Raw genomic sequence first — 10,713 nt, 5'->3', positions numbered from 1 at the left:
TTTGTTAGTCCAACTTTTGGGGGTCAGTTCATTTCCCTGGGTTTTTTTTAAATTTTTTATCTTGCAAGTTTTAGATATAAAACTTAAAGTATTAATTTTTTATATTTCATTAATAAGGAGACTTATATGAGTGAGAGGAATTATTTAAGAAAACATAAGGAAAGGCTTCCTGTGATTGCTATTTGTTATGATTTTGATAAGACACTGACACCAAATGAGATGCAGGCACAAGGCTACATTCAATCTTTGGGTTATGAAGCCAATGAATTTTGGAATAAATCAAATGGAATAGCAGAAGATAATGATATGGATGAGAACTTGTCTTATATGTATATGATGGTAAATGAGTTTAAGGATCATCATAAGTTAGATAGAAAAACTTTAGAGGCTTATGGAGCTGAAGTAAAATTGTTTTTAGGTGTTGATGATTGGTTTAGACGTATAAGAGAGTATGGATTAGAGAGGGGAGTTCTTGTAGAACATTATATAATTTCCTCTGGAATCAAAGAAATGATTGAAGGCACAGAGATTGCTAAAAAGGGTGAGTTTGAAAAAATTTATGCAAGTTCCTTTTATTTTGATGACAAGGGTATAGCAAGATGGCCAGCACAAGTTGTTAATTACACTAACAAAACTCAGTTTCTTTTTAGAATTCAGAAGGGAACTTTAGATATTAACGACCCAGGTATTAATGATTATTTTCCACCTGATGAGATAAGGGTTCCCTTCAGAAATATTGTTTATATTGGAGATAGTGATACTGACATCCCATGTATGAAATTAGTGAACACTTATGGGGGATTTTCTGTTGGAGTTTACAATCCAGCGCAAACTAAAGACAAGGTTTATAAGATGATCAAGGACAACAGAATTAAATATTTTGCTCCTGCAGACTATAGAGAAAACAAAGAGCTAGATCTTTTAATAAAAAATATTATAGAACGAACAGTCTTTAATGAAAAGTTAGAATCACGACACTACAATTGCTTTAAAGAAGCTATGGAATCTTAAAAAATTTTAATAATGTCAATACCTAATCTTAAAAAAGATTTAGATTATTCATAAAATCTTTGGGGTAAAATAGTAATAAGTGCAAAGGAGGTTAAATTGAAGAAACATAAAAATTTATTTTACAGTCTCCCACTTTTTATGTTTTTAATAAATTTTGTTTATGCAAAAGCTGAGGAGACAGGATCTTTAGAAAGTATTTTTTCTAAGGATTATGTCTTTTCTATTTTACTTATTGCGGCAATTGTAACAGCCGTTTTTGAAGTATTAACACCAGGCTTTGGTATATTTGGGATTATTTCAATAGCCAGCTTTTCTGCCTTTTTCTGGGGAGCTATAAAAATGGGAAATACCAATATTTTTGAAATCTCTCTATTTGTTATAGGCTTACTCTTATTAGGATTTGAAATAATGATACCAGGCTTTGGAGTTGCTGGAGTTAGTGGCATCATCGCAGTTTCTGCTGGTTTAGTCCTATCTATGAGGGACATATATTTTGCCCTATTTTCTCTAGCGCTTGCCCTAGTTATTGCATTAGTTCTTGGATACGGGTTAGTGAAAAGAGGAATTAAATCTGAAGCAATTAATAGGCTTAGACTTTTTAAAGAAAGTTCTAGCGACAAGGGTTATGTAAGTGTTAAAGCAGCAGAAGTTTCTCCAGGAGATGTATTAATAACAAAAACTCCCCTAAAGCCAACAGGTTATGCTATATTAGGAGATAGGAAGATAGAAGTAGTTTCAAATACTGGATTTATAGGAAAAGATGAATCAGTAGTTGTTGTTAAAATTAGCGGCGCAAGAGTTTACGTCGAAAATATATAGGAGGATTTATGTCATATTATCCAATTGGAAGTATTTTTATAATTGCAGTAATCATCATCGTAGTTTCCATGTTCTTGTCCTTCGTGCCTGTTGGACTATGGGTAACTGCATTTTTCTCTGGTGTTAAAATCAAAATATCAGAGCTTATTGGAATGAAACTTAGAAGAGTAAAACCTTCAAGAATTGTTAGACCAGCTATAAAGGCAACTAAGGCTGGACTTAATCTTGAAATATCTAGTCTTGAAGCCCACTACCTTGCAGGTGGTAATGTAAATACACTTGTAGATGCGCTAATAGCAGCACAAAGAGCAAATATACCCCTACAATTTGAAAGGGCAGCTGCCATTGATCTAGCAGGTAGAGATGTGCTTGAAGCAGTTCAAGTTTCAGTAAACCCTAAGGTAATTGAAACACCAAATATTTCTGCTGTTGCCCAAGACGGTATTGAAGTCATAGTTAAGGCAAAGGTAACTGTTAGAGCCAACATAGAAAGACTTGTTGGTGGTGCAGGAGAACAAACTATTATTGCAAGAGTTGGAGAAGGTATTGTAACAACAGTAGGTTCATCAAAAAGTTACAAGTCAGTACTAGAAAATCCTGATTCAATTTCAAGAGTTGTATTAGATAAGGGACTTGACTCAGGTACGGCCTACGAAATTTTATCAATTGATATAGCAGATGTGGACGTTGCAAGAAATATTGGTGCAAGATTGCAAACTGATCAAGCAGAGGCTGATAAGAGAATTTCTGAAGCTAAGGCATCAGAAAGACGCGCCATGGCTCTTGCTCGTGAACAAGAAATGAAGGCTGAAGTAGAAGCTATGAGGGCAAAGGTAGTAGAAGCAGAATCTCAAGTACCAATAGCAATGGCAGAAGCTTTAAAAAGTGGAAATCTTGGAGTATTTGATTATTATAAGATGCAAAATATAAACTCTGATACTGATATGAGAAAGTCAATTTCAAAAATCCCTGAAAAAAATCACAAAAAGGAAAATAAATAATGGGATCTATTTTTAGTTTAGTAATTGCAATTATATCTCTTATGCCAGCCATAATATTCATTGTAATTTTTAAAGTCCTTTTAACTATTCTTGACAGGGGCAAAAAGAAAATGACTGAGGATTTTTATGAAGCTGAGAGAAATAATTCAAATTCTAAAAATATTCATGGTGATGTGAAATCAGATTCAGAAAGTTTAATCGATGAAATCAAAAAAATAATCAAAGAAGAAAAAGAAAAAGAAAAAGAAAAAGATAAAAAGGAAACTTTAGGCAAAAGTTTTAAAGAAATCTTTAAAGAAGAAAAGGATAAATCTAAAAATAAAGTTAAAGAAAAAAGTGATAGAAAACTAATCAATAAAGATCCTATCCACACTCAAAAAGAACTTAAGAAAAATTCTTTGGAAAAGAAACCTTCACTTGATAAGGACTCAGGAAAATCAAAAGATGAGAATAACAAAGAGGTTTTGGAAGGATCCATTAATCTAGAAAAGATTCCCGAAAAGATTTTTGAAAGTGAATTCATAAAAGAATGTGAATCAGACAGGGTAATTTATGAAGATGAAGAGGACGAAAACTTTATTGATGCTTTTTTAAACTTTAATGAAGAAGACTTACCTAAAATTCAAATTTATAAAGAAATTTTTGATAAACCTTTAAGTCTAAGATAAATCAAGGCTTGCTTTCCATAATCTATGGAAAAGTAAGCCTTTTTATGGTATTATTAAAGTCACGTTTAAGGGGGTATATTTTTTGACTAAAATGGAAAAATCCATTGAAATTAATGATATAAACTTAATGTCAATTTTATTTGGCAAGCTAGATGAAAATATTGCTCTTATAGAAAAAGAACTTGGGCTTAGTATTAAATCCAAAGCAGACAAGATTTTTATAAGTGGGGAAGAAGATGTAGTTGAAGATGGGGCAGTTCTTTTAACAAACTTAGTTGAAACTGCTAGGCAACAAAATTCTTTAAGCCTATCAGATGTAAGATATGCGATTTCACTTATTAAAAATAATGAGAAGAGACCAGTAGCAGAGCTCTTAAAGGATACCTTGGTTTATACATCTATGGGCAAGCCTATAAGAGCTAAGACTCTTGGTCAAAAGAGATATATTGATAATATAAATAATAATGACATTGTTTTTGGAATCGGACCAGCTGGTACTGGAAAAACATACCTTGCTATGGCAGCGGCAGTTCGTGCCCTTAAGGCAAAGGAAGTTAACAGAATTATTTTGACAAGGCCTGCTGTAGAAGCTGGAGAAAACTTGGGTTTCCTTCCTGGAGATTTACAAAATAAAGTAGATCCTTATTTAAGGCCCCTTTATGATGCATTGTTCGAGATACTTGGACACGACACCTATAACAATTTATTTGAAAAGGGACTTATTGAGGTTGCACCACTTGCTTATATGAGGGGTAGAACTCTTGATTCAGCCTTTGTTATCCTGGATGAGGCACAAAATACAACTAATGAGCAAATGAAGATGTTTTTAACAAGACTTGGATATGGGTCTAAGGCTATTGTCACTGGCGATGTTACACAAATAGACCTACCAAGAGGGAAACAATCTGGATTAAAAACTGTGTTGAAAATTCTTGATGGAGTAAAGGGAATTGGGATAACTTATCTCAATAAAAATGATATTGTTCGTCATGCCCTTGTTCAAAGGATAATAGATGCTTATGAAAAATACGAAAAGACAAATGATAAGGCCAAAAAGGTAATTGAGGCTAAGAAGTCAAAGAACTGGAGAAAGTAATGGAAGTTTATTACGATGACAGACAAGATGATATAGAAATAACTGATGAAATAAAATCTTTAGTTGAAAAATCTATTGCTTCTGTTTTAAAAGTTGAAGGTCTTGATGATGAAGTTGAAGTATCTGTTTCCTTTGTTGGAGATGAAGAAATTAAAAATTTAAACAGGGATTACAGGGGAGTAGATAAATCTACAGATGTTTTATCTTTTCCTATGGATGATGAATTTATTATAGACAAGAGGATTCTTGGAGATGTTATAATAAATACAAGAAGAGTAATGGAGCAAGCAGAGGAGCTTGGTCATTCTCATGAGAGAGAACTTTCTTATTTAACAGTACACAGTATTCTCCATCTTTTAGGATACGACCACATGGAAGAAGAAGACAAAAGAGAAATGAGAGAAAGAGAAAAGTTAGCCATGAAGGAACTTGAAATTTATAGGTGATTTTATGAAAAAAGGACGCTTTATTTCATCATTTAATTACGCAGTCCAGGGAATTATTTCTGTTTTAAAGACTGAGAGAAATATGAAGTTTCATTATCTTGCTGCTCTCGGAGTTATAATTTTATCACTTTTCTTTGATATATCATCTACAGAATTTCTATTAATGTTATTTGCCATTACACTAGTTGTATTTGCAGAAATGATTAACACTGCAATAGAGAGAACTGTAGATTTAGTAGTACAGGAATATAACCCTATTGCAAAGTATATAAAGGACATATCGGCTGGAGCAGTTTTAATTACGGCGTTAAATGCTGCCGTTGTAGCTTATTTAGTATTTTATGACAAGTTTGCATCCTTTGGAGACTTGCTTTTATTTAAGATAAAAAATATGCCAAATCACTTGGCCTTTGTATCCTTGCTAATAATTATCATAGCAACAGTTGGAGCCAAGCTTATAATGGCTAAGAAAAGTGGAGGCACTTATTTTCAAGGAGGAGGCCTAAGTGGACACTCTGCAATTTCTTTTTGTGCAGCGACAATTATAACTATGATAGCAGAAAACTCTCTTGTTACACTTTGCTCCTTCGGACTGGCCTTTCTCGTTGCAGAAAGTCGTGTTGAAGGAAAAATTCATAAGGTTTCTGAAGTTGTCGTTGGAGCAATCTTGGGAGTTTGCGTTGCAATATTTGTATTTAAGGTAGTTGGTTAAAATGGAATATAAAAAATTGATTGAACTTGCACTTGATGCAAGAGATAATATGACATATACGCCTTACTCACACTTTAATGTGGGGTGTGCAGTTGAGATGGAAGATGGATCAGTTTATGCTGGCGGCAACATTGAAATAGCTTCTTATTCTCCAACTAATTGTGCAGAGAGAACTGCAATATTTAAAGCAGTATCTGAAGGTAAGAGAGAAATTAAAAAGATAGCTATAGTTGGGGACAGTGATTATACATTCCCTTGTGGAGTTTGTAGACAGGTTATTCGTGAATTTTCAAAAAATCCAGAAATAATAATAGCAAATTCTACTGAAGACTATAAAATATTTGGAATGGAGGAAATTTTGCCTCATTCCTTTGGTCCAGAAGACCTAGATGGAGATGAAAATGATAGATAAAATTTTTAAATCGGGCTATGTATCAGTAATAGGGAGGCCCAATGTTGGAAAGTCTACCTTATTAAATGCAATAATTGGAGAGAAAATTTCAGCTATTTCTTCAAAACCCCAAACAACCAGGCAAAATATTACCTTTATCCATACAGATGAAGATGCACAAATAATATTTTTAGATACACCTGGAATACAAAAACCAAAAAATAAGTTGGGAGAGTTTATGCTAACTGAATCAAAAGAGGGTATAGAAGATTCAGATGTGATTACCTATATAGTTGACACTTCAAAAAAAATTGGTAGAGCTGAAAGATCAATTATAGATATCTTAAAAGAATACAAGGGGAAGCTACCTATTATACTTTTAATAAATAAGGTTGATACAATAAGAAAAGATGAACTCTTAGAAATTATTTCAATGTACGCAGAAGAAGAAATTTTTGACGAAATAATTCCTATTTCTGCTATGAAAAATAATGGAGTAGATATTTACTTAGTAAGTCTTAAAAAGTATTTAAAAGCAGGACCGATGTACTATCCAGAAGACATGATTACTGACAAAAATGAGAGATTTATTGTCGCAGAAATCATAAGAGAAAAAGGACTTATGTACTTAAATGAAGAAGTTCCCCATGGTCTTGCAATCTCAATTGAAAAATTCAAAAAAAGAGAAGATAAAAATATGTATGATATTGATGCAAACATCTATGTTGAAAGGGATACTCACAAGGGAATTCTTATTGGAAAAAATGGTTCTATGCTAAAGAGAATTGGGACCGAAGCAAGAGAAGACGCTGAGAGACTTTTAGATGCCAAGGTAAATCTTCAAATTTGGGTTAAGGTTGAGAAAAACTGGAGAGACAGAGATAATTTGGTAAAGAGATTTGGTTACGACAAATAATTACACTCTAGGCATAGTTATAAATGAAATGGAATTTGGTGAATCTTCTAAGATAATTAAGGTTTTCACCAAGGAGTATGGGAAGATTTCCATTATGGTAAAGGGAGCTATGAGCCCTAAGTCCAGAAATTTAAGTGTTTCACAAATATTTGGTCTAAATGAATATCTCTTAAAAAAGGGACAAAGTTTTTTCTATATTAGTGATTCAAAAATCTTAGAGTCAAACTTTAAAATTAGGGAAAATTACGATAATCTAATTTATGCATCCCTATTATTAGAGATTATAGATAAATCATCTATAAGTGGTGAGGCTAACAAAAAAGCCTTTGATCTCTTAAGAAAAACCTTAAAATTTTTTAATTTTACCACAGATCCCATAGGACTTGCTCTTGCCTTTGAATTAAAATATCTTAGCTTTATAGGTTATAGACCAAAACTTGATATTAATGAAAAATCTTACTTTTCTATTAGGGAAGGAATAATTGATTTTCAAGATCCTTATTCTTTTTCACTAACAAGAAGAGATTTGCATTTTTTAAATTCAATTCTTTATGGCAAGCTTGAAGAATTAGAAAACATAGAAGATTTTGAAAAAAGCAGAAAAAAATACCTGCATAATATTATAATAAAGTATATAAAATACAATTTAGATATAAGCAGTTTTAAGTCTGACAAGCTGTTTAATTAAGGAGGAAAAAATGTATTTCCAAGATTTAATAATGACATTGGAAAATTATTGGAAGGAAAAGGGAGCAATAATTATGCAACCTTACGACATTGAAAAAGGTGCGGGAACAATGAATCCTAATACATTCCTAAGGTCTCTTGGACCTGAAGAATGGAAGGTAGTTTACGTTGAACCTTCAAGAAGACCAGCAGATGGTAGATATGGTGAAAATCCAAATAGGCTTTACCAACATCACCAATTGCAAGTTATTTTAAAACCATCTCCAGAAGATGTTCAACAACTTTATCTAGATTCTCTTTTTGCAATTGGAATCGATCCAAAAAAACACGATATTAGATTTGTTGAAGACAATTGGGAGTCTCCTACACTTGGCGCGTGGGGTCTTGGTTGGGAAGTCTGGCTTGATGGAATGGAAGTAACACAATTCACTTATTTCCAACAAGTAGGTGGAGTAAACCTTGATCTTGAAAGTGCAGAGCTTACTTATGGACTTGAAAGAATTGCTATGTATCTTCAAAATGTTGAGTCAGTATATGACATTCAATACAATGAAAATATAACTTACGGAGAAGTATTTAAGAGAAATGAATATGAACACTCTAAATATGCCTTTGAAACAGCTGATATTGATATGTTGAGAAAACTTTTTGATATGTATGAAGCTGAAGCACAAAGAACTATAGATGAAGATATTGTTATAGATGCCTATGACTACACTCTTAAGTGTTCGCATGCCTTTAACTTATTAGACGCTAGAGGAGCTCTTTCTGTTTCTGAAAGGACAAGTTACATTCAAAGGGTTAGAAACCTTGCTAGAATTGTAGCAAAAACTCATTTAAAACACAGGGAAGAAATGAATTATCCCCTTCTAAATAGAGGTGAAATAAATGAATAATTACTTACTTGAAATTGGAGTTGAAGAGTTACCATCAAGATTTGTCAACATGGCAATAGAACAACTCAAAGAAAAATCACAAAAGTTATTAGATGAAAATGAACTTGGATTTGAAGATGTGAAAGTTTATGCAACTCCAAGAAGGCTTAGTCTTATTATTGAAGGACTAGATGAAAAGCAAAGGGATATTACGAAGGAAGTAAAGGGACCTGCCCTTAAAATCGCTTATGATGATGAAAAAAATCCTACAAAACCTCTTTTAGGCTTTATGAATTCACAAAAAATCACTGAAGAAGATATTGTCATTAAAGAAGTTAAGGGTACTGACTATGTATTTGCTCACATTTCATCAATAGGTAGAGACTCTGCAGAAATTTTAAAAGAAATAATTCCTGGTCTTATTAAAGATATAAATTTTCCTAAGAATATGCGTTGGGGAGGAAAAAATATTAGATTTGCCAGACCAATAAGATGGGTTGTTTCACTTTTAAATGATAAGATTGTTGAATTTGATTTTGAAGGAATTCAAGTTAGCAACATAACAAAGGGCCACAGGTTTTTAGGTTCATCAGAAATAAAAATTGACAAGGTAGAAAATTACGAAAAATTGCTTAAAGACAACTATGTAATACTAGATCAAAATAAGAGACGTGAAATTATTAAATATGAATCTACTAAGATTGCAAAATCATTAGGTGGAGAAATTCATGATAATGAAGATTTACTAGAAGAACTTACTTACATTGTTGAGTATCCTACCCCAATTAAGGGAAGCATCAAGGAAAAATACTTAAGCCTTCCAAAGGAAGTTGTAACAACAACTATGATTGATCACTTGAGATTTACACCAATTTATGCTCAAGATGGAGGACTTTTACCATACTTTATTACTGTAAGGAATGGTACAAGGGATTACGAAGATATAGTTATTGCAGGAAATGAAAAAGTTCTTGGAGCAAGACTAGAAGATGCTAAATTCTTCTATGATGATGATATTTCAAAACCTCTTGAAGATTATGTTGAAAATCTAAATGGAGTTCTTTTCCACGATAAGTTAGGAACAATGCTTGAAAAAGAAAAAAGGGATGGTGTAGTTGCAAATAAGATAGCAGAATCTCTTTCCTTTGCAGATGAAGCTATTGATGCAATAAAAAGGGTAGCCCACCTCTCAAAAGCAGACTTAACCACAAAAATGGTAATTGAGTTTACAGAACTGCAAGGTGTAATTGGTGAAATTTACGCTTTAAAGTCTGGAGAAAAAGAAATTGTTGCAACTGCAATAAGAGAACAATATTTACCTAAGTTTGCAGGGGATAAACTTCCAGAATCAAGTGTTGGTTCAATATTCTCTCTTGCAGATAAAATTGATACTATTGCTGGACTTTTTGCTATTGGAGAAATTCCTACTGGTTCAGCAGACCCATTTGCACTTAGAAGGTCTGCCATAGGTATAATAAATATTATTAGAAATAATTCTTGGAAGTTTGATTTAGACGAAGCTGTGGAAACAAGTTTATATGAATATATTAATGATCTTGGTCTAACATTTAACCATGAGGAAGTTATTTCTAATGTAAGAGATTTCTTCTTTGGAAGAATTAAGACTATGCTTCAAGATGAAGGTATAAGATACGATATTATTGATTCTGTTTTAATTCCTGAAAGTGAAATCCATAATATCTTTGATAAAGCTAAAGAATTAAATGAATGGTTTAAGGAAGATAGAAGCAAGTTTGTTGATGCCTATAATAGAATTAATAACTTGACTAAGAATGTTGATTTACTTGAAGTAAATGAAGATTTATTTGAGGAAGAAGCAGAAAAAGATTTATACAAAAAATTTGTAGAAATTGATGGTAGCTTTAAGGAAGCCCTAGCAGAAGAAAATTACATGGATGCTATGGACTTATTAAATGACCTTGTACCATCAATTGATAAATTCTTTGATAATGTTATGGTAATGGTTGATGACGATAAGATTAGAGAAAATAGACTTGGACTAATCAATAGGATTGAGGAAAATATTCAAAATATATTAAAAATCGAAAATATTGTAGAATAGGTCGGTGA

At 32.4% G+C, this 10,713-nt stretch carries 12 protein-coding genes; all 12 read left to right on the top strand.

Features of this window, described 5'->3' with window-relative positions; genetic code table 11:
* The first annotated feature begins 126 nt into the window (after positions 1-126).
* The 12 genes from HMPREF1864_RS04010 to glyS all read left to right on the top strand — a co-directional run bounded on the left by HMPREF1864_RS04010 (position 127) and on the right by glyS (position 10,705).
* On the top strand, positions 127-1,011 hold the full coding sequence (locus HMPREF1864_RS04010) for an HAD family hydrolase (RefSeq protein ID WP_062571558.1): 885 nt from the start codon (positions 127-129) through the stop codon (positions 1,009-1,011).
* Positions 1,012-1,107: 96 nt separating this feature from the next.
* A complete protein-coding gene (locus HMPREF1864_RS04005; protein ID WP_062571557.1) occupies positions 1,108-1,830 on the top strand; it encodes an NfeD family protein in 723 nt (240 codons plus the stop codon).
* A gap of 8 nt (positions 1,831-1,838) precedes the next feature.
* On the top strand, positions 1,839-2,831 hold the full coding sequence (gene floA / locus HMPREF1864_RS04000) for a flotillin-like protein FloA (protein WP_062571556.1): 993 nt from the start codon (positions 1,839-1,841) through the stop codon (positions 2,829-2,831).
* Positions 2,831-3,499 (top strand): hypothetical protein, encoded by a 669-nt coding sequence (locus tag HMPREF1864_RS03995; protein ID WP_062571555.1) that lies wholly within the window; start codon positions 2,831-2,833, stop codon positions 3,497-3,499. Before floA ends, HMPREF1864_RS03995 begins: the two co-directional genes overlap by 1 nt.
* 82 nt (positions 3,500-3,581) lie before the next feature.
* Positions 3,582-4,595 carry a PhoH family protein gene (locus HMPREF1864_RS03990; RefSeq protein ID WP_156435952.1) on the top strand — a complete coding sequence of 338 codons (1,014 nt, stop codon included), beginning with the start codon at positions 3,582-3,584 and terminating at the stop codon, positions 4,593-4,595.
* On the top strand, positions 4,595-5,041 hold the full coding sequence (gene ybeY / locus HMPREF1864_RS03985; protein ID WP_062571554.1) for an rRNA maturation RNase YbeY: 447 nt from the start codon (positions 4,595-4,597) through the stop codon (positions 5,039-5,041). The genes HMPREF1864_RS03990 and ybeY overlap by 1 nt, the downstream gene beginning before the upstream one ends.
* A gap of 4 nt (positions 5,042-5,045) precedes the next feature.
* The gene (locus HMPREF1864_RS03980) at positions 5,046-5,753 is read left to right on the top strand and encodes a diacylglycerol kinase (protein ID WP_062571553.1); all 708 of its coding nucleotides are present in this window, start codon (positions 5,046-5,048) and stop codon (positions 5,751-5,753) included.
* A 1-nt stretch (position 5,754) separates the two neighbouring features.
* The gene (locus HMPREF1864_RS03975; protein ID WP_062571552.1) at positions 5,755-6,165 is read left to right on the top strand and encodes a cytidine deaminase; all 411 of its coding nucleotides are present in this window, start codon (positions 5,755-5,757) and stop codon (positions 6,163-6,165) included.
* Complete coding sequence (era, locus tag HMPREF1864_RS03970) at positions 6,155-7,060, top strand: GTPase Era (protein WP_062571551.1); 906 nt, start codon at positions 6,155-6,157, stop codon at positions 7,058-7,060. The genes HMPREF1864_RS03975 and era overlap by 11 nt, the downstream gene beginning before the upstream one ends.
* Positions 7,044-7,748: a DNA repair protein RecO gene (gene recO, locus HMPREF1864_RS03965; protein ID WP_062571550.1), complete on the top strand. Its 705-nt coding sequence runs from the start codon at positions 7,044-7,046 to the stop codon at positions 7,746-7,748. The genes era and recO overlap by 17 nt, the downstream gene beginning before the upstream one ends.
* Before the next feature lie 10 nt (positions 7,749-7,758).
* Positions 7,759-8,643: a glycine--tRNA ligase subunit alpha gene (locus tag HMPREF1864_RS03960; protein WP_062571549.1), complete on the top strand. Its 885-nt coding sequence runs from the start codon at positions 7,759-7,761 to the stop codon at positions 8,641-8,643.
* Positions 8,636-10,705 carry a glycine--tRNA ligase subunit beta gene (gene glyS / locus HMPREF1864_RS03955; RefSeq protein WP_062571548.1) on the top strand — a complete coding sequence of 690 codons (2,070 nt, stop codon included), beginning with the start codon at positions 8,636-8,638 and terminating at the stop codon, positions 10,703-10,705. Before HMPREF1864_RS03960 ends, glyS begins: the two co-directional genes overlap by 8 nt.
* The last annotated feature ends 8 nt before the right edge of the window (positions 10,706-10,713 follow it).

Origin of the sequence: Peptoniphilus sp. DNF00840, assembly GCF_001553125.1 — a bacterium.
Classification (GTDB): domain Bacteria; phylum Bacillota; class Clostridia; order Tissierellales; family Peptoniphilaceae; genus Peptoniphilus_A; species Peptoniphilus_A vaginalis.
Note: the sequence above shows the minus strand (reverse complement) of the source record. Positions and strands in the feature narration are given on the sequence as shown.